This window comes from Echinicola vietnamensis DSM 17526 (assembly GCF_000325705.1).
Lineage (GTDB): Bacteria > Bacteroidota > Bacteroidia > Cytophagales > Cyclobacteriaceae > Echinicola > Echinicola vietnamensis.
Map to the genome: position 1 here is coordinate 433,076 of NC_019904.1, position 21,783 is coordinate 454,858.

Genomic DNA, 21,783 nt, shown 5'->3' on the forward strand with positions numbered 1-21,783 from the left:
ATTGATAACATAACTTTATTGTAATCGTATCATGAACTTTTTACTAACCTTTTCTTTTCTCTTGTTGTTATAAAAGGTGACAATATAAAATCCGGGAAGACTACCTTCTATCCCTATTTCAACAGCTTGTTGCCCTTTTGTAAAAGAGCGAGATTCGTCCGCAAGCTTTTTACCAAACATATCAGTAACCGTAATCCTACCCTGGGTATCTTCCGGAACCTCTACGGCCATGGACATGTTTCTTCCTTCATTTTTGTAAACTGTCAGTTTGCTTTCCGTGCTGTCATCGAACATCGCCGTAATCACAGGATTCAAAAGCACACTGTCCTGAGCGATCTTCGGGTTGTCCGGTGACAGGGTGATACAATCTATCTCTACCACATTACCAAAAGAAGCCTGACTCACCGGGCTGGGCACATCGAACCGGATAATCCTAATATGGCTGTTTCCCGTCCATGACGCTTCCTGGCTCAGGTCCACGGTATATTCCTTATAATCTGTATCGTTTGCTAAAATATCGAACTCAACAAAATGGGCAACATTGTCACCTACTGGCCCCCACCAATAAAATCTGGCTTTCGAATCACCAGTTCCGTTTTTCATTTTAATGGTGGCATATTTGTAAACACTAGGATCTATCGGTTCCGCAACCGGCACATCAAACCGGATGTTGTTGTAGGTTTGCGCAGTTGTGAGCGAAAGTACACTGTTGGAGGTGCTGGCATTCGTATAATTCACAATATTCCAGCCCTCTACCTTGTTGTTTACCACCGGTTCGTCAAAATGCCAGGTATAAGTCTGAATTTGCGGAAGCGAGGAAAGCAATTTCACCTGGTCTATGCGTACATTTTCACCTAAAGAGGCGGCGCCCGCCAAAGCCGGAACATCGAAACGGATGATACGGATATTGCTCTTGCCGGTCCAGGCCGTATTTTGGCTCAGATCGACTACGTATTCTTTATAATCGGCGTCATTAGCCGAAATGTCGAATTCGATAAAATTGGCTACATTGTCGCCAACCGGCCCCCACCAGTAAAACCTGGCTTTGGTTTCAGGGGTCTCGTTCTTTAACCGAATTACCGCATACCTACTGTGGGTGGGATCTATTGCGTTGCTGGCAGGAACATCGTATTTGATATGCTGGTAGGTTTGCGAGACCGTCAGGTTTAAAATTCCGTCTGCGGAATTGGCGTTCGTGTAATTAACGATCGTCCAGCCATCGATCCGGTTGTTTTCTACCGTTCCGTTAAACTCCCAAATGTGCGTTTGCGGGTCTGTCTCTGCCACACATTCCGAGTTGGCTGTTTTGTATTGCTCCAGTACCGCCATCTGCGGCCGTTCGGAGCCGCCTATAGGCTCTACTGCCAGCCGGTAGCTTCCCCACCAAGGACCCGCTGCCCAGTAGGTGCCGTTGACACAATTTTCCTTTAGATATGCCAGCATGTTGTCGAGCGTAACCAACCACCGTGGATCGTCGTCAGGCACACCATATTCTCCAATAAACCCTCTGAAACCGTTTTGTTTCACCCAGTTGACGAATGGGGCTGTCCGGGTAATGCCTATGTTTGGATCTGCCCCTTCATCGTCATAACTCTGATCATATTTTCCTGAAGCGTCGTCATCAAAATAGACATGCCCTTCAAAGATCAGATTGTCGGAAGGATCCTCGAGGTTTTTCAGATTATCGCTCGCCGAAGGCCACCTTTCCGCAGAACTCCAGCTATCTCCGGCCACCACAATTGTGGTGGTGGAATCCACGCTTCTGATCTCCGTAATGATCGCCTGGGCAATTTCAGTCCAGGGGGTACTGGGCAACATGTCGTGGGGTTCATTCATGATGCCATAGCCCCAGATGTTTTCACTCGTTTTAAATTCGTCAGCAAGTTTTCGCCAGACATCCGCAGCTGCTGAAACCGGTAAAATCGGATCGCCGATGATATACTCCGTGGTATCAATTTTCCTACGGCCATAATTGTGCATATCCAGCAATACCCACATTCCCCTGGCCCGAGCAGCAGTTACAAAGGTTTTAATTCTGTTCAACTCCTCAACATTAAGCGTTCCGTTGAGCTGATGTTGAATTCGCTCCCACTTAAAGGGTAGTCTTATCAGGTTCAAACCTTTGGATTTGAAATAATCGAGCTCTTCGCTTGTAGGATAGGTATAGTCCGATCCATATACACCCGGCATGTTTTTTCCAAACTCCGCTCCGGCCAGATTTACTCCAAAGGGCGACGGGATCAGGGGCGCCATAGGTTGTACCGGCTCGGGTTCGGGTTCCGCCAGAACTTCTTCCGACATTTTCACATAATCAATGTCGATGGTCTTGCTGAAAGAGGAAGAACGCAACGGACTAGGCACATCAAAACGGATAATGCTGATAGTTCCATCCCATCGAGAATCCCTGCTTAAATCTATTTTGTATTCTTTGAATTCAGTATCATTGGCGGAAATATCGAACTCAATAAATGCGGCGGTAGCTTGGCTTCCCCACCAATAAAATCGCGCTTTGGTGTCTTCCGTACCGTTTTTCAACCGGATAATGGCCGTTTTGCTTTGAGTAGGATCGATGGCATTACCGGCAGGAACATCGTATCGGATGTGGTTGTAGGTCTGAATGCCTGTAAGATTGAGAATTCCATTGCTGGTGCCAGGGCTGCCATAGTTGACAATGGTCCACCCTTCTACTTTGTTGCTCACCACCGGCTCCTCAAATTCCCAGACATGGGTAATATCTGCGTCAGGATCGGTCATTGCACCGGCGCTGAGGCGGAATTTCCGTGTGACAGGCTTATTGATGGAATATATCTGGTTGTTTACAGCGAGCAGTTGTTGCTCAATATCATTTTCCTCAGGCTTGTTGATCAGATAATTGTCAAAAAGATTTTTGTTGTGCGTATATTTTGGATCATTCGCGTTCTTTAGGGTTTCTATATAGTTTTTAATGTCTTCAAAAGTGCCATTTTTTATAGAATCGGGGAGGTAGTTGATCTCTACTCTTTTAATGTCGCGCAGCTTTCGCTGAAGCGAACGGTAGAGAACCGTTTGTACCCTTACCTGCTCTGCCTGTTTATATTGAGGCATATTTTTTTCAAGGGCCAGATTCACTCCGGCCGCCAGCTCCTCACTGGAATAGTTAGCAACGAAGACGTCGTCGATCGTCAATGCATAATCACCAATGGGCAATTTTTTTACCCTCAGGGTTTCCGCATTGAGCTCCTGCATGAAAGGGACCAATTCCAGGGCCGGCTCTGCCTCCGGAGCGACCGGAAATGGAAGACTGTTGGCCAGATAAGAAAAGGTAATTAAACTATCTGAAGCCTGAAAGTCGTCGATCTTGCAGTTCTTGGACTGTTTGAGTTTTCCGTCGCTGATGTTAATGCCGGCCACAGTGCGCGGCACCCCGGTATCCTTCAGAAACTGGTAGGCCATAATGAAATTTCCGGGGGTGTCGGGGTGTATCCTGTCGTTGCTGATCAATGTAGCTTTTGGATCGCTTGCCTGCACCTGCTGATTCAGGGTATTAAGTATGGTCCAGTAATCTACCACCATCAGGTTGTATTCCGCGGCCAGTTCGTCAACGATCACGGCACATTGCTGTAATGCATCGTTTACCCCATACATGTTTTCAGCGGGCAAATCGCCCGTTTGGTCGTAGATGGATGGCTTTTGTAAAATTACTTCCGTTTTTGCCTCCTGGAGACGCTGGATCACGAGCTCCATGTAGCCGCGATAGTCGCTGAGAGCCCGTTGCTTTTTTGCTTCAATTTCGGGATCTCCCTGGTTTGCGGCCGCATACAGCGCCCGGTTTACGTCGTTCATACCGGCCATTACCACCGAATAATGGGCGGGTTTGTTAAGAATGTCTTCATCCATTCGGCGAAGAAAACTGTTGGCATTGTCGCCCCAGATGCCGGAGTTGTAAAAGGTAACATTCGCCTCCGGGAAACGAGTAGCATAATAAAGCAGGATGAAGTTGTGAAATTCACCTGCATGGGTGATGCTGTTACCGATAAAGTTGACTTTATCTCCGTCCTTAAGGACCACATCGCTTGTGCTTTGGGCCCTGCAAACGTAAAAGACCGTCAGCAGTGCCAAACTGATGAGTAAAGCTGATTTTCTAAACATACATTAGGTTATTTTGGGTTGGAACTAAATACTAAATCATCTGGAGAAGAACGACCATTTCTCGTCATTTCCCTGCCATTAGTCCTGTGGTCTTTGCCTTCTTCTAATTAACTTAATTGATTCATGATTCTTCGAAAATGCGCTTATTTCTCCGCTGTAGCCTCTTGTTCTCCCCAACCCTCCTGCAATAGGAAGTACACGCGCGAGAAATGTTTTTTGCTCCAGTGTTCCCTTGCCAGCTCGAGATAAGGCTTGTGCTTCCGGAAGAGCTTCTCCTGTTTTTCTGCCTGGTTTTCCATATCTGTCAGTGACTTTTCAAGACTGGTCAGCCACTCTTTATCCACTTTTACTTTACCACCGGCAATATCCTGGGTGGCCGACGAGCTGACGAATACCCGCAGGTCGTAGGGTTTCAACTTCAGGTTTAATGTTTTTGACTTTGCATAAACCTCATTTGTCGCGGGTTCCCGTAGTTCTCCCGGTTCTTTTAATTTCAGGCTGATCTCTGCGGGAGCGGGAATAGTATTCAGCACATAGAGATACAGCTTCCCGTCCACTACCTTTTTCCTCACCCGAACCGGATCGGCAAGACTTGGAATATCTTCAAATTTTGTTGCCGGCAAAGCCTGAAGGGCTTTCGAAAATTCCGACAGCTCTTTTTCCATGCCGAAAGTACCTACCACGTAGCCTCCTTTCACAATGCTCGCAGCATCGAGGTGATTGAGCGCAATTACATACGGCTCCAGACTGTGAAAGCCGGTGGCATTTAAGGTTGATGCCCTCCAAACCATTTCACTTACCCCCATTGCGGTGAGGCCTTCCATTGGTTTTTCCCGCCCTACCGCGTCTTCCCAATAACGATCGTGGATCGTAACGCGGACGTTTTCCAGGCCCTGCATGGAAGTCACCATCTCCGGAGCGGTCATTATCGTGCGGTCTATATTGGGGATGGCGGGAGGATAATGAGAACGCTTCCACCTAAGATCTGCCGGCACCAGCGTATGATTAATGACAATGTTCTTTTCGTTTTTATACCGCGCAGGATCAATGCCCATTTCACGCATAACTTCTACCGGCGGTTCATTGAGGTAGTCTGCCAGTCGCTGGTTATGCATCAAGTGGACAAATATATTGAGCTTGAGCTTTAAATCCGGACGATAAACTGCCAATTTTCTGCCCATGGCAGCATAATGTTCATATAAGATTTGGCACCGCCAGTCGATCCAGGCTTTTTTAGCTTCAGCATTTTCCATCAGCCATTCATAGCTTTTCCGGAACCGGCTGGAATCGCCGGGAACGTAACCGGGAATTTTAATACCGGAAGCTTTTTGAAAGCGCTGCAGGTTGGAATCGTTATAACCAGAAGCCAGCGAACCAAAGGTGAAAAGCTTTGGTTTAGCCATAACAAGGGAAATTCCATCAAAAGCAGGTTCCTTCGCGTAGCGCTCCGCGATTTCCATGACAATGGTATCTACGGCATGCATGACCCGTGGATCTGCAGCATTGAAGTTGGGGTCGTTGCCATGCCAGTATCCGTACCACAGTTTTCCGTCTTTGTTGATGTTGATAACTGTTTCTTCCCCGTGGTCGATTCTCTCCCAGTCTGCCAATGCATATTTATTTAAGCTGGGCAGGGTATGGATGTGCAAACCTGCCGTAAATTTTATGTTTTGCTCGCCCAGGCGATTTATCAGATATGCGGGGTAGCCATCGGGATGAGGACGTTGACCGCCTTGTGCGCCATCGATGTCTGGCTGGAAAGGTTCGACCGACGTTCCATATAACGGCCCTGCATACCACCCCAGTGGATACTCAAACTCCGTCTGCCCCAGAGAATTCAGGTATTGCACCAGGCGATCGGTAGCGGTAACGAATCCCTGAAGGTCTCTTCCCGTTCCGAAGTTGTGAAACAACACAGGGTCTTCATAATACAATCCGCTACTGCGGAAAGGTACGCTCCCACGGAAATTGCTCTCAGCCGATGCGACTTTAAATTTATCAATCTTATAAATTTTGATGTCTTTCACTGCCGCCGGATACTTCTTTTCCGCAGTCATAAAGACAAATGCCTGTTTTTTGGAACGAGGCCAAAACACGATCTCAAATTCTTTAGTAGCATTCGTAACCGGATATTCTTCACCGGTTAAGACGCCGGTATGCGATTGAAAGTCTATGGCGCCATTGAAATGTTGCAGCATAATTTCCATGGTTCGCGGTTTATCATCCGGATAAGTCACGATTGCCAGGTGAGGCTCTCCCACTGCCTCCACTTCAAAATCCATCGCAAACCGGTCGTTGAAGTGGCTTCCCGCCTCCCGGTATTTGCCAAAAGATGCTTCGCAAACAAGGGTTCCGCCGGTTTCCGCTATGGGTTCTTTTTCAGCTGCTTTTATGTGAGATACCATTTGAACACTCCAATCCTGCGTTACAGCCTTTTCTCTACTTTCATAGACATGAAGAGGTGTAACGGCTCGCTTCCTTTCGTTATTCTCAAGGTATGTGAGGGAAAAAGAGAAAGTACCGCTTTTATCTGTTTTCATCGGGATCTGTAGGGTTTTGTGACTCAATTTCTCCAGCGACTGCTCTCCCAGGCCAGCGTTAAATAGTTCGTTGCCCTTGTTATCGGTGAGCATGCATACGATGTTCTTCAGCACAACCGGATGATCCGTGGGGTTGACCAGTTCTGCGATTAATATATTCTCTTTTCCTGCCTGAATAAAAGGATCTTTAAACAAAATTTGGGCAGAGAAATGGCCATATTTAAGAAATTCTTTTCCTGCCTCCTCTTCTGTAAGTTCGCGATTGTAAATGGTAAACTCGTCGATGGCAACCTGTGATGCCTCTTCTCCGTTGGCGTTACCTGCACCGATAAAGAAACTGTCGTAAACTTTGGCTTCCCATTGGGGCATCCACCCGGTAGACACGGCTTTTCCGTCTACGTAGATAAAAGCACCTTTCTTCACATTCCAGGTGATGGCCAGGTGATGCCATTCATTTCTTTTCCAGGCGCCAATCTTGTGATAATAAATGTAGGAATCCCTGGAGTCCTTCAGGCTGAAACGGATAAAACGGTTTGGAAAGAGCTCGATCCGGAAACTGTTTTCGCCTGCATCTTTCGGCCCGTTTTCCGCAAATAGCGTCAGCGGCCCCTGCTTCGGCATTTCGTCTCCGGGCTTCAGCCAGAAGCTGATCGTACCTTCTTCTTTATTCAGGTTTTTGGGTGAAGGATATTGTAACACTTTTCCGCCTTCAAAAAAGGCTGCACTGCCGCCGACTCCTGAGATCAGTTCGGGAAAATTTTTGTTCAAGGGGTTGTTTTCTCCCATTGCATTGGGCGAAAAGCCTTTTTCAAAATCGAGGAAAAACAGCTTTTGCAAGGGTTTTTCCGCATCGCCATGGCCTGCGACTAAATTGCCGGCAAATATGGTAAGGACAAGGAAAATAAAGATGCGAACTGTGTTCATGTTTAAGTAATTTGATGTAGGAAGGAAAGCCTGCCTTAAAGATGAGGTCGGTTCAGCCTTAAGAACTGCTTTCGTCTTCACAATATGCTATTCAACTATTACCGCTTCAATGTTTAAATACTCGCCGATCTTCCGGATCGTCTGCGCATGGTGACCAACTCCCAAAGCGAAATGATGGGTGGGCCCTTCCTTCACCCACTTCGTGAGAAACGTCCTTACATCCGGCTTGAAGTAACCCCGGGTGTTCGTGTTTCCGGTGGGCGGGATAGGGCCTTCCACCGATTCTCCTTCAGCTATCACAAACTTGAACTTTCCCTCATACGTGGAAGTGATACTCAGCATGGTAATAGGGCCTTCTTTGATCTTAAACTCCACTCCGGCACCAAAGCCCGGCTTGCCATGGTATTTCTTCAAACTTCTTAACACTGGTTTACCTTCTGCAATGGAAATATTATGCGGGCCGTCGTGCCCTACCAATATGAAGTTCTCCTTAAAATCTACCGGGTGAAATTCCGCGAAGCTTCCGCCGATGCCGAGCCTGTCCATAATGAACATGGCCAGGCAGCATTTCAGGTCAGATTCACCACACATGGGGAAGCCGGCACTCGTCAGCAAGGAGTTGCCAACGATAAGGTTGGACATTACCAGTTGGGTGTCGCTGTTTTCCTCTCCATTGTAATAATAGGCAAGTCCATCCAGTTCCTTTTCTTCCACAAATTTTTTCAACGCTACCGATACCCTTGCCGCAACCTCAAGGTCTTCCGGTTTAAGTTTTTCGGAAATCGGATCGGAAACCGGATCGGGCGTGTCAAAAAATGCGAGGATGCGCTGTTCTTCACTCTTTATTTCCCGTTCATTTACCTCTTTCTGGTATTTGGAAACGATCTCGTGGGGCTCGCATTGCACAACGTGCACCCCAAAATGCGCTGTGAGCATAGTGGAATCAGAGTGCATATCGAGCATAGCTTCAATAGGATGTCCTATATGACCGATGCGTGTTGTTTTCAATCCATGTAAAACCCTCGCAATGTTGCAGTATTCTCTGATCTCCTGTTCCGACTGAGGATCATCGTGCAGGGTACCAATGATGACATCAGGAATTTTTTTCCCCATTCTTACTGCAACACCAGTAAACTCCGGCAGCGAGCAAACATCGTCGTTGTAAAGCTGCATGTAGGTTGAAGCCTTTGAATAGTCCATCGCTTTATCCGGCTGCAAGGCCACCAATACGATAGGTACATCGAGATTTTTGATGATGACACCAAATGTACTGGACGTGGCATAAGTAAGCATGTCGCAAAAGATAAGATCCAGATTGGCAGCTTTAAGCTTTGGCACCAGGTCATAAGCGCTTTTTGCGTCGTCGACCAACCCAAATTCTATTGTATCTACTTTATTTCTCTTTAATTTCTCTACAAATACGTTTTGCTTTTCCAGCAAATCTTCTAAAAGACCGTCGAATTGCTCCCAGTATTTGAAGTATCCGACCCCAAAAACACCTATTCTGGGAACAGTTTCCTCCCTTCTTACCACCTGTCCGTTCATGACAACCTGTTCCCTTTTTAGTAGTTCATTCATAATTCTTTGTTTAAGATATTTTTATATTGTTAACGCACTAAGTCTTATTCTACATTCCTATTTCATTCCATATTAGTTATGGTATTTTTTAAAACACCCAGTTTGTTTTTTTTAGATGACTTTCCTGCAAGCGAAAAAAAGCGACCTGGATGAACTTTACCATATAGTACCCTTGCATTATTCCTCTTCGACCGCGATCGTAAACTGCCTGATCACCTCTTTATGGTCATCTACTGTGTAGTTTGATCCGATGAATGTCACTGTGTATGTACCCGGAGTATTATATACAAATTCATACCCTTTCAGCGCATTCGAGCCTATATTCTGAATAGGCAGGCCAGTATCCGGTGGAACCTTGGTGAAGTTCAGTCCTTTGGTGATCATCCAGTCTTCGCTTGGCGGCGCGTTGTACCCACCACCGATAATGTAGGCTTGGGTATTGTTGTTTCTGAAGATCCATTTAGAGGCATCGTTGAGAATGCTAAACGTAGACCAGCTTGCTGTAGGCATCGTCACTACCGGCAACGCACTCCCATCGTCCATAACCGTATTTGCCACAAAATCGTGGATGATCCAGTTGCCGGGTAAATGTGTAGCGCTAGTTTCTCCCACGAATTTAAACCCAAAAAACAACGGCTTCCCGGACTCAACATATTCACTGAGATCCAATACACCGGAAGGAGTTATCGTGGTGTTGGGAGCAATGTCCGCTTTATCGGAAATGTCCGTCCAATTAGCATTGACCACTCCGGCGGAATCCATTGACATCAGATCTGTCGTTACCATCAGTCTCAGGGAATTGATTTGTGTACCGCCGCCACCGTACTGTGTTACGAGCTCAATCTGCGGAACACCACCATCAATTTCTTTTCTCTCACGGAATTCGTAATCAGATCCCGGCAAACCGGAGTAAAAAGTAATATTTCCAGCATATCCTGTAAATGCGAATTTTACCGTATCGCCCACATTATAAGTAAGTCCTTTCTCCAGCATTACGTCAAAGTCGGGAGTATCCACTTCTATTAGGCTTTCACAGGATGATAAGATGGAAATCAACGGTACTATTAAATATACAAACTTCATAACTATAATCTTTTAATAACCTGGATTTTGAGTAAGTGCTTTGTTTAAAGCCATTTCTGCTGTAGGAATGGGCAGTAGATAATTCCGTTCGGAAATATTGGTTTGGGCCAGTACGTGCCCCTGAACGGCGCCGTTGGCCAGAGCCCAGTCCTTGTATTCCTTCATCCGATCGACAAAAGTACCCCAACGGATATAATCGGACCTTCTGGAAGCTTCGAAACAAAACTCCCTTGCGCGCTCGTCTACAATCGCCTGAAAAAACTCTTCCTTGCTCAGGCCTGGAGGCAGATCCGCATTCACATCAGGATTGGGAGGAGCCGGAAGCAGCAGGCCGTAAGCTCTTCTTCTCACCTGGTTGATGGCCTCATAAGCTACATCTGTAGGACCGTTTACTTCATTTTCAGCCTCAGCGATCATCAACAGCACATCTGAATACCGGAGTATCGGGAAATTCTGTGCGGAAACCACTCTGTCTTTTGGTGTGAGCGTCTCATATTCTCTCCTCCATTTACCCATGGTTCTTCTCCACAAATCCGGATTGTAGGTCTGTACACCGGGCACGCCTACATAAGTAAAAGGAGCTATGTTCCAGTCTCTACGCAAATCAGGAGATTCTTTCGGCGTTTCGGTACTTCCTTCATCGATTTCATACAAATCAAACAGCCATTTGGTAGCCAGCACGGCACCACCACTGTATCCGATTTGCTCGTCGCCGCTTCTTATACCTCCCCGTGCTCCGATATAGTAGGTATACTCCTGGGAACCCGAAGACAACAGTCCATAGAACTCAACCTCCCAAATGCTTTCCTTGATGTCATACTCATCTCTGGCGTACCTGATGAAAACATTCGAATAGTCTGGGTTCAGCTCATGCATTTTCGATTTCTGCACTTTCTGGGCCCACTCAAGTGCTTCGGCATACCTAGATTCGTCTTTCAGCGGATGGCCGGCCATCGTTAAACACACGCGAGCAAGGATACCTTGGACAGTCGAGCGGGAAATTCTCCCTCCTCCGCTCAAGTGCTCCGCCTCCTCCACCAGACTCTCTGCCTCCTTCATATCCTGCAGTATTTGTGTGTAAACATCCTCCACCGGTGATCTTGGAATGTTTACATTACTGATGTCTGGCTTGTCTGTAAGCAGCATAGGTACGCTGCCATAGTTTTTTACCAGCAAAAAATAATAATAACCCCTAAGGAACAGAGCTTGGCCTTTGATCCTATTTCTGGCTTCCTCATCCAGCTCAGGATTGTCTACCTTGGCCAGCACCAGGTTTGCCCTGTAAATGCCCTGGTAAAGGGTTTTCCAAAGATTGGTGATCTGCGCATCTGTAGCGGTATAAATGTACGCCGTGGTATTGAGCTGACCGGTGTTAGTGTACCCAATATCAGTGCTCACATTTAGCCAGTAGGGAATTACATCGCCATAGGTAGCTTGGCTCCCCAGTACATCGTACACACCCGCCAGACCGGTTTCGAGCTCCGCTATAGTGGAGTATTCGGGCGCAATAAAATTGGTAGGCTCCGTGCTGAGGAAATCTTCGCACGACGTGCCAAGTATCCCTAGGAGGAAAATGAAAATATATGATTTATAGCTCATGACTTTTCTATTTAAAAATTAGAATGTAGTGGATAGTCCGACGGTAAGTGTTCTTGCCAGTGGATAAGAGGCGAAGTCAAATCCGGGCGTTAGCGCTGAATGTCTGGTGGAAACATCCGGATTTGAACCTGAGTAGTTGGTCCAAGTATACAAGTTTTGCGCTGATGCATAAAGTCTCAGGCTTTTTAACCTGATCTTGTTCAGCACCCTGTCGTTGAAGTTATATCCCAAAGAAACTGTTTTCAGTCTCAGGAACGAACCATCTTCTACAACCCTGCTAGTATACCAGGTATCTTTTTTTCCTGCCGTTCTGAAATGCTCATTAGTCGGGTTTTCCGGAGTCCAACGGTCTTCATAGGTCGCATACTGATTCAGCGAGATCAGGTTTCTTGCGTTTCCTTCAAAAAATAACCGGTTGGCGTTGATAATGTCATTGCCATACGACCACTGGAAGAAAATATTCAAATCAAAACCTTTGTAATTGAAATTGTTGTTGAAACCGCCCGTGTGTATAGGATTTCCTCTTCCTATCACCGCGAAATCCATTTCATTTACTACAAGATCTCCGTTGATGTCGCGGTATTTGATGTCGCCCGGCTGAATATTTGTGCGGGGTTGACCGTTGGAAGGAATATTATCCTTCAGCACGTATTCCCCCAACACCTGGTCAAAATCTTCATACTGGTACACGCCGTCCCATATGAGGCCATACATTTGCCCGATGGGCTGCCCTACCTGCGCAATGTAAGGATGTGTGTTACTGAAATACTGATCGAACCTTACGTTTTCGAGCAGCGACGTCTGCCCTTCGTTCAGCTCCATCACTTCATTTTGGTTGAAGCTGATGTTGAAATTAGTTCTCCACTCGAAATCATCTTTATGAATGTTGATTGTATTCAGTGTAAACTCCAGCCCCTCGTTCCTGATCTTACCTATATTCTTATACGCTGAAGCCGAATTATAAATATTCGTTAAACCCGTAGAATAAGGCAGATCGGCATTCAGCAGGACATTTTTGGTCATTTTACGGTAAACATCCAAGGTAATCTCCACCCTGCCTTCCAATACTTCTAGGTCATACCCTATGTCCGTTTGCACGGTAGTTTCCCATTTAAGATTTGGATTGCCATAATTTTCAAGCAAAGCTCCCCTAGTCGGTTTTCCATTGTTAAATGAGTATCCACCCGATCTTGGAATGGAAAGCGTGGACAAATAGGCAAAATCTGATACCCGGTTGTTCCCAGTAGCACCATGGCTCAACCTCAATTTGGCATCTGAGATAAAGCTGATCCCCTTAAGCAAATTCTCCTCCGACATACGCCATGCCAGAGCTGCAGAAGGGAAAAATCCCCAACGGTTTCCAGGTGCAAACTTTGATGATCCATCATACCTCACCGATGAAGTAAGCATGTATTTCGATTTATAGCTATAATTCAACCGACCAAGAAAAGATGCTAGCCCCCAGCTCGAACTGCCCGAAGTCCCAAAATTCTCAGCAGCTTCATCTAGGCCATCTATTGCCGTACCTTCATTTAAGACTTGAATGGCCGAAAATCCGTAATTCCCATCCCCCTGCTTTTGTACCACCGTTCCGACCACTGCATTGAGGCTATGAATATTGTTGTAGGTTTTCTTGAAAGTAAGGGTGTTGGTATTGTTCCAGTTGCTTACCGGTCGGAAATAAATGAATCCGTTTTGCTTCTGATCTCTTCTATCGTTTCCGGCAGTTGTTAACGAGTTGAAAAACCCCTCCCTTCTAACCATAATATTATTAATTCCACCGGCCAATTTTAGGGTAAGTTCAGGAACAATCGCATATTCAAGGAACCCGTTGGCTCTAAAGCTATTAACTGCCGTTATGCGATGTTCGTTCTTTGCCGATAATATCGGGTTTACCCTGAAATCCGTAGAAGGAATGGTAGGATCAAATAGTTCATCCATTACATTTTCATTTTCTCCGGCCACCGGACGGAATCCCCATACCGCAGCCATCAGGCTCAAATTTCCGTAAGTTAGGGAATTGGAAGAAGACTGGGTCATGATAGCTCCGTGTGTCTTCTCGCTGCTGTAGACTATATCTGCTCCAACGTTAATTTTTTTGTTGACCTCCTGATCTAAGGTAATCCTTCCTGAGTAACGTCTGAAGCCTGAATTGACAGCTATACCATCTTGGTTGAGTATATTTCCGGAAAGAGAATAGTTCGTTTTGCCGTTTCCACCCCGAATGGAAATGTCATGATTAAGGATGGGAGCATTTTGGTAAATCTGATCCTGCAGATCGATACTTTCGACGTTGCGATAGTCTTCTAGCGATTTTCCATTCGTGAAATAAATTTTGTCGGCAACTTCAGGATTCAACTCGCTTTGGTACTTTACGAATTGGTAAGCATCCATCAGCTTGATGGGCTTTGGGTTTTGTGAAATCCCGTAGTACATATTGTATGAAATCTCCGGAGCTCCCTGCTTTCCTCTCTTGGTGGTAATAATGATAACACCGTTGGCTCCACGTGCACCGTAAATTGCTGTTGCAGAGGCATCCTTGAGCACCGTCATTGACTCTATATCATTTATATTCAACGTATTAGCATAGGAATCTTCCATAGGAAAACCGTCAACTACATATAGTGGTGCGGTAGAACCGGTGATGGAACCGACACCCCGGATGATTATATTATTATTTGAGCCAGGCTGACCGTCATTACCTGAAACCATCACCCCTGCTACCCTTCCGGCCAGTGCCTCATCAAAAGACTTGACAGGTGCTTTTTGTACGTCTTCAATCTCAACGGTTTCAATGGAGCCTGTCAGGTCTTTTTTGGTTGTTGTCCCGTAGCCTACCACTACTACCTCACTAAGAGAGGCAACATCCAGCTCCATGACTATATCCATGACTGCCCGGCCGTCGATGGGTATTTCCTGTGTACGGTACCCTATAAATGAAAATATAAGTGTCCCGGTACTATCAGGTACTTTTATATTGTAGTTCCCCATGGCATCCGTTACAGTACCGATAGTGGTTCCTTTTAACAAAATACTTACGCCAGGAAGGCCTTCTTCGCTTTCACCGTCGGCGACTGTACCCTTCAGGATAATTTCCTGGGCAAATCCGTCTGATGCCCATATGAAGAACAGCATCAGAAAGAATAGTTTGTAGAAATGTTTCATAGCTTCAATAATAAAATTCAATGTTAACGCACTAAGTTAAATATTACAAAACTTCTTATGCTTTTACTTTAATAGAATGCCGGACTGTTATCGGATTCAAGTTAGGAATAAACATGACCATAATGATAAAAGCAAGCGGGTACATGATCCCTGCAACCCACCACAGAGGGGCATAGGAATACTTTTGCACGACCATTCCGATTATTGGATTTACCAGCATTCCAGCTATTGCTCCGGCAGTTCCAGACAGTCCCACTACCGTTGAGGTCGCATATTTTCCAAATATATCAGAGATAGCTGTGACATAGTTGGTGATCCAGAAACCATGGGCAAGCATCATAATTGCCATGAACCCAACAGCCAGTTCCACCGACGACACTCGGGTAATAAAAGGTGCAATCAGCGTGAGCAGGGCAGCAATTCCCATCACCCATTTACGGGCAGCATTTACCGAAAGGTTCTTCGCAATCAATGTATCGGATATCCACCCCCCTATGATATTAGAAATGCCCAGAGCCATGAATGGTATCCAGAAAAGCTCCCCGATCCTATCAAAGGACAGTCCACGTTCCTCACTCAAATACTTGGGCACCCAGAACATGAGAAAATAGAATACTGGATCCAATAATAGACGCATTAAAACAAAGACTCGTGCCGATCTGTTTTTGATGATCTCAAGAAATGATATTCCTTCTGCCCGTTTGAGTGGAACATTTACCTCTCGCTGCTGTTTGTCGGCTCGCTTTTTTCTCCATGAAATTGTCCCCCATACCAACACCCACAGAACGCCGAACACTCCTGGAATAATAAAAGCCCATCGCCAACCATAGTTACCGGAAATAATAATGGTAAGTGGCGGAGCCACTACTGCGCCGATTGCAGAACCACCAATGGCAATCCCATTCGCCAGTGCGCGCTCTCTTTTTCCGAACCATTCATAAACAGTTTTTGCCGCTCCTGGAAAACACCCTCCTTCTCCCACTCCAAGCAAAAACCTGAACATGAGTAAGTGATAAAAGCCACTCATTACCCCATGCAGCACACTAGCTATTGACCATATTGCTACAGAAAGTGTAAGACCAAGCTTTGCCCCAATTTTATCAATCAATCGGCCCGCGATGGTAAACATCAAAGCGTAACTAATAAGGAAACCCGTGTTGATCACTCCGTATTGTACATCAGTAATGTTCAGTTCTTCCTGTATCTTAATAATGGTCATTGACAATACTTGTCTGTCGAGGAAACTAAGACCTGTAGCCACAAATACCAAGGCCAGAATAAACCATCTAATTTTTCCCTTCATAATCTTAACGCACTAAGTATATTGCTCAATAATAGAAGTATAGTTTAATAAAAGCAAATATTTTAACATATTTTTTCGTGAAAGAGAAACAGCCAACTATAAAGTTGTAAACATGGGATATTTATTATCCTGATATGGTCCAATACTCAAATCGAGTATAGAAAAAAACCAAACTTAACGCACTAAGAAAATCTATTAAAAAATAAATTATTTATTCTTTACCTTTATATTTTTCTTTCAGTATTAACTGAATTTCCATAATATTCGGGATTGGCGACAATGGCAAATTTATACTTGTCTCCACGATAGTAGGATTTTTCGATTTCAACAACTGTATCAGAACAACACAAAACTACACTGTCAAGCACAAATGCCGGCAAAGGATCCGATACTTCAAAATTATTTTCCTCGGCTTGCGGCATAAGGATCATTGTGCTAAGGTTTTGTTTAATATCTGAGATCTTAAGATTGTATTTGTCTTCGTAAATCTTGAAATATGAAATCTCGGTAGACATCATATTGATCTTAGGACAAAGCTTGAGAGAGATGTATTTAATTTCATCTTTAAGTATAATATCGTCGGCGTAGCGCACTTGATGTATTTTGAGGATAGGGCCTTCCATGATATAATGCTTTCCACTTATTTCAGAGGATACACCGTGCTGTAATATTGTTTTTTCTAATACGATGTTTTTCGGATTAAATCCTTCTGCCTTCAAACTTTCATTGAAGCCCCGCCGAGTAGAATCAATAGAACCTAGGGTGCGAAGGATATGATGATCTTCGGTCCTGTTCAAAACAAAAGTCCCCTTTCCTTTTATTCGCTGGGCCCAACCTCTAGATTCAATTTCCAGAAGACTTTTGCGGGCAGTAGTGTTGCTTACTTCATATTGTTTTATCAGTTCATTCTCAGAGGGCACCCTATCTCCTGGTTGTAATTCTCCAGATTTTATTTTCTCAATGATATCTTCACTTATAGATATGAATTTTGGTTTCATGTTATCGATATTTTCAAAATGCTACCGCACTAACTTAACATTTTTTTTCGGATTGCCTGACTACGAAAGTAAAGAATATAATCAAAATCATTGGTGTCCGGTAAAAAATAAATGAAAGAGGGCCAGTCCATTGCTGAACCAGCCCATTGTGGCTACTTTTGAGTTACGACACAAAAAAGTTAAGCCATGGGCAAAAGTAGTAATTTTAGCGGACAGCCGATATTCAATCAGTTAATAAAGTTCATTGACAAGGGGGAGGTAAGGGAGATAGCCCGCAGGCATAATGCGGAGCGTTATGTGAAGAAGTTCACGACTTATAACCACTTGATAGTAATGCTGTTTGTAGCATTTGAGGGCTATCATTCCATTCGTGAGACACTTGTCGGTTTGTTGGCCAATGCCCATAGATTGGCCCATTTGGGTCTGAACTATGTGGTAAGGCGGAGTACGTTATCAGAAGCCAACAAACGACGTGTGAGCGATGTGTTCGCCGATATATACATGAGTGTGTACCAAAGGCATGGTGACAGTTTAACGGACAGCCGGTTGAAGGATGCTGATATGAAGAGGCTCTATATTATGGATTCTACCACCATTAGTCTGTTCAAGGATATTCTCAAGGGAGTAGGCAGGAACCCGAAAACGGGCAAAAAGAAAGGAGGTATTAAGGCCCACACCATCATCAGGGCGAGTGACCATGTTCCTTATCTTGTCCGTTACAGTGCGGCTGTCCGACATGACCATACCTTCCTGAATGAGGTTTTCAACCTGCCCGGGGGCTCTATCATCACTTTTGATAAGGGATATGTGGATTATGGAAAATATGAGGTCCTGACCGAAAGCGGGATATGGTATGTGACCAGGTTAAAAGACAATGCTGTCTATCAGGCCCGAAAGGAGTTTAATATTCCTGATCAGGCAGATTCCGGAGTACTCAAGGATGAAGAAATCATCTTACGATATGGCAAGAACAAGCAACAGGAGCACCGTTCCAGGAGAATAGCCTATTGGGACAGCAAAAGTGAACGCCTGTTTGAGTTCATTACCAATAATTTTGAGATGGCAGCAGAGAAGATAGCACTCATCTATAAAAGACGCTGGCAGATAGAGCTATTATTCAAACAGCTTAAGCAGAACTTCCCTTTAAAGTACTTCTTGGGCGACAATGAAAATGCCATAGAAATACAGATATGGTCGGCCATGTTGGCCAATCTCCTTTTGACCTTGATCAAAAGCCAGGTCAAAAGGAAATGGGCTTTCTCCAACTTGGTATCCCTGGTCAGACAGCAATTAATGAATTATATCAGCTTGTATAGGTTCCTGGAGGATCCGGAAGGAAGCTGGAGAGCCATCATACAAGAAGATATTTTGAAAAATCAAAACACACTGTTCCCTGAGATGAGGGGGGCTTGCCCCTGACGAAAAATAAATAACCACTTTGTAATCAAGAGGTTGAAAATTGAATTTAACTAATATCCGGGTTTACCGGACAACAATGAATCAAAATAGGATGTTGTATATAATTCAAATTAGGATAATAGCCTCAAACTTTCAGAGTTCTATCCCTTAGACCATGCTTATTTCCGAAGCATCTAAATGCATTAGATAGATCAAATCCACAAATCATAAAAGAATTTAGGTGTTATTTGAAATCCTGTCATTATTTCAAAACGAGACATACTTTACCTCAGAGCACCGCCATAATATAGCTTGAAATACTCAGTTTGCTACCAATAAATATAACAGCGATTATCGCCGTCATGATTGAATCACGAGAACTAATCAAAAGTCTAGTCTGATACAACATCAAGTAAATAATCCTCGGGGAAAGCCCACGAGGCATTGTTGGTCAGTCGAATATTTTTAGTTGATAATTGGTCTTCAGTTTTTTGTGTTCTTTTTTGCAGCCCTTGATTCTTTACGTAATTATCGATCTTTTACTCAGTTCCATGTTGGCCTATCGTATTGACAAAATATGCTTTCCCCAAAAATCCCCACCCCAGAGCTGCTTTTTCACCTCAGGGCATTCTTTAAACACCTCTCGAGCCACTAAACTCTTTATCGTTCTCACTATCTTGGTTATACTATACGTTGGAACCGATTGGATCAGAAAGTGTACATGGTCAGCATCTGTACCGATTTCTAGAAATTTAATCTCATATCTTAGTTCTATCTGTTCACAGGTCGATGACAGAATTTTATCAACCTCATTGTTGAACACTATATGTCTATATTTTGCTGCGCAAACCACTTGATACAGCAAAACTGAAACATTATGACTCTTATGGATATACTTACTATCTTGAAACATCGAGTCACAAGATAGTAAAACGAGGCAAGCCTCGGGGAATTTGACCCTAAGAGATTAAATGTAAGTTTTATGCCGTCTCAGCCATTTTATTTAATATAAGTAATGAAATGCTTAAGCCCCCTCCATACAACTTTTTAGGGGTTGGATTATTACTACAATTATGATAATAATACCTTTAGATTAGCGATCCCTCTCCCCATTTCTATTTAATACACTCACCACAAGCCTTTTCACTACATCAACCTCTTCCGGCTTACTGGACGCAATAAATAAAGTCAAACTGGCCATCGCTTCATTACTGATGATTAATTGTCCTTGTTCGTTTTGTAGAAGTCCATTTTTCTCCAAGAACAGTAAAAAACACGCTGCTGCAATTCTCTTATTCCCATCAACAAACCCATGATTTTTAACAATCAAGTATAACAATGTGGAAGCCTTTTCCTCTAGCGTCGGATAGAAGTCTTCATCTCCAAATCCTTTTGCAATCTGGGCAACGGCACTTTGGAAAGAAGCATCCTTTTCCTTTCCAAAAACGGATGAATCAAAATCTGCTTTCATCATTTCAATAACCTCTTGGTACTCGGACATTGTTGGATAAATAGCTTGAATATTGCTTACCCCCTTTTGATCAAGATTCTCGTGGTCATAATCATCCAATAACTCCAATCCTTTCGCAAACTGGCCTAGCCATTGGAAGTTGGTATCATCTATTTTTTCTTCAATTGCCCTGCTTAATATCCGAATCCCATTTTTCAAGGTCTGAACCTCTTGTTGCTTTTGTGCTAGTCTTTTTTCATTAATGGCATACCCTTTAATTAGATAGTCCTTCAATCTGGTGGTAGCCCATTGCCGAAACTGGACGCCTCTTTTGGAGTTGACCCTATATCCTACAGAGATTATTGCATCAAGATTATAAAATTTTATGGTTCTTCTTACATTGCGTTTTCCCTCTTGACGAACTACCGAGAAATCCTCGGTAGTTGAGTTTTCATCAAGTTCCTTCTCACTAAAAATATTTTTTAAATGTAAACCAATGGTATCTGTATCTTTGGCAAATAACTCTCCCATTTGTTTTTGGTTTAACCACACCGTGTCATCCTGAAAATTAACTTCAATCTGAGTTTCCCCGTCGATTCCTTGATAAATTTCTATTTGCTTTTCCATTTAATTGTTTAGGTAATGTTTAAGAAAAATTTAGAACGTGATTTTCGGCCAATACACAGTTCTAAACTATTCTTCCCCAGCATAAGATATTCACTCATAACTCATTTCCATATTTTTCCAGCATATTGTCAATTCTTTCAATTATCAGAGGCATATTAACACCATTAGCATAATTTTTATCCGTGCATGAGAAGAAGGCTTTAGCAATTTCCAGGCATTCTCTAGTTTTCTCTCCATCCTTGTTATAAACACCCTCACCAAATTCATCAAGGTGCTGATGGATCCTTCCTTGGGCCTTTCTGATATTGTCCTTATTGGCACCCAGTATCTCCTGCAACACTCGATATATTTTTTCGGTACCCCATTTATTCTCACTGTGGTCTGCTACATATTGAACCAAACCATGAAGATTATTGAATTCATAGGTCAACAAATGAAGGTATACTAATTTCTGTCTAAGCGTATTCTCATTTGCTTTATCCCTCTTGAAATCGCCCCTATAAACGGGGCTCAAAAATTCACCATATAATTCCTCAAATCCTTCCATATCGTCTAAATCCAGTAACAAGAATCTACTTAGGTTATTTCCAGCTCTTAGATACTTGAAAAACGAGACCGTCTCTACCAAATTCTTTGCAGACTTTCCAAACATTAAAACCATTAAAAATGCTACCGGACATATGAATACACCAAGGAACACAAAAAGATAGGACCATGCTGGTATATCCAATTGAGCCAACGCATAAAACACCAATCCAAAAGCCCCTATAAGCAAGGAAAAAATAAGAAGTGGTAAAAAAACCAGCCTAAATCCACACAACTTTGGGTACCAGGATCGTAGAACATCCTCTTTTTGGAAGATATCAAACCCAAATCTGTAAATCCAAATTCTTTCCACCCCGGGTCGGCCATCATAATGTAAAAATAACTCTCCAAAAATGTATCCTTTAAGCCCAATCCCTTTATTAAAATTATGCATATCAAAAACAT

Annotated in this window: 11 protein-coding genes and 1 pseudogene; 1 reads left to right on the plus strand and 11 read right to left on the minus strand. The window is 43.9% G+C overall.

All coding sequences use genetic code 11. From position 1 onward, the window contains the following. Window positions 1-15 precede the first annotated feature (15 nt). From ECHVI_RS22850 to ECHVI_RS02015, 8 genes are all read right to left on the minus strand, one after another. Entirely contained in the window at window positions 16-4,128 is a 4,113-nt protein-coding gene (locus ECHVI_RS22850; protein WP_015264258.1) for a cellulase family glycosylhydrolase, read from the minus strand. A gap of 143 nt (window positions 4,129-4,271) precedes the next feature. Then, window positions 4,272-7,592 (minus strand): LamG-like jellyroll fold domain-containing protein, encoded by a 3,321-nt coding sequence (locus tag ECHVI_RS01985; RefSeq protein WP_015264259.1) that lies wholly within the window; start codon window positions 7,590-7,592, stop codon window positions 4,272-4,274. Window positions 7,593-7,679: 87 nt separating this feature from the next. Further along, a complete protein-coding gene (locus ECHVI_RS01990) occupies window positions 7,680-9,170 on the minus strand; it encodes an L-fucose/L-arabinose isomerase family protein (RefSeq protein WP_015264260.1) in 1,491 nt (496 codons plus the stop codon). A gap of 177 nt (window positions 9,171-9,347) precedes the next feature. Beyond that, entirely contained in the window at window positions 9,348-10,253 is a 906-nt protein-coding gene (locus ECHVI_RS01995; RefSeq protein WP_015264261.1) for a DUF5017 domain-containing protein, read from the minus strand. Between the two features lie 12 nt (window positions 10,254-10,265). Next, the gene (locus tag ECHVI_RS02000) at window positions 10,266-11,852 is read right to left on the minus strand and encodes a RagB/SusD family nutrient uptake outer membrane protein (protein WP_015264262.1); all 1,587 of its coding nucleotides are present in this window, start codon (window positions 11,850-11,852) and stop codon (window positions 10,266-10,268) included. 18 nt (window positions 11,853-11,870) lie between these two features. After that, on the minus strand, window positions 11,871-15,017 hold the full coding sequence (locus ECHVI_RS02005) for a SusC/RagA family TonB-linked outer membrane protein (protein ID WP_217189911.1): 3,147 nt from the start codon (window positions 15,015-15,017) through the stop codon (window positions 11,871-11,873). A gap of 55 nt (window positions 15,018-15,072) precedes the next feature. Next, window positions 15,073-16,320 carry an MFS transporter gene (locus ECHVI_RS02010; protein ID WP_015264264.1) on the minus strand — a complete coding sequence of 416 codons (1,248 nt, stop codon included), beginning with the start codon at window positions 16,318-16,320 and terminating at the stop codon, window positions 15,073-15,075. Between the two features lie 224 nt (window positions 16,321-16,544). Beyond that, window positions 16,545-17,318: a GntR family transcriptional regulator gene (locus ECHVI_RS02015; RefSeq protein WP_015264265.1), complete on the minus strand. Its 774-nt coding sequence runs from the start codon at window positions 17,316-17,318 to the stop codon at window positions 16,545-16,547. 186 nt (window positions 17,319-17,504) lie between these two features. On the opposite strand from ECHVI_RS02015, the gene ECHVI_RS02020 reads away from it, so the two are divergent. After that, on the plus strand, window positions 17,505-18,737 hold the full coding sequence (locus ECHVI_RS02020; RefSeq protein ID WP_015264266.1) for an IS4 family transposase: 1,233 nt from the start codon (window positions 17,505-17,507) through the stop codon (window positions 18,735-18,737). Window positions 18,738-19,167: 430 nt separating this feature from the next. Here the strand turns inward: ECHVI_RS02020 and tnpA are convergent. From tnpA to ECHVI_RS02035, 3 genes and pseudogenes are all read right to left on the minus strand, one after another. After that, window positions 19,168-19,629: pseudogene (tnpA, locus tag ECHVI_RS02025) on the minus strand (IS200/IS605 family transposase). A 180-nt stretch (window positions 19,630-19,809) separates the two neighbouring features. Next, window positions 19,810-20,793 carry a virulence RhuM family protein/type II toxin-antitoxin system death-on-curing family toxin gene (locus tag ECHVI_RS02030; protein ID WP_015264267.1) on the minus strand — a complete coding sequence of 328 codons (984 nt, stop codon included), beginning with the start codon at window positions 20,791-20,793 and terminating at the stop codon, window positions 19,810-19,812. A 94-nt stretch (window positions 20,794-20,887) separates the two neighbouring features. Continuing rightward, the gene (locus ECHVI_RS02035) at window positions 20,888-21,772 is read right to left on the minus strand and encodes a hypothetical protein (protein WP_015264268.1); all 885 of its coding nucleotides are present in this window, start codon (window positions 21,770-21,772) and stop codon (window positions 20,888-20,890) included. Between the last annotated feature and the right edge of the window lie 11 nt (window positions 21,773-21,783).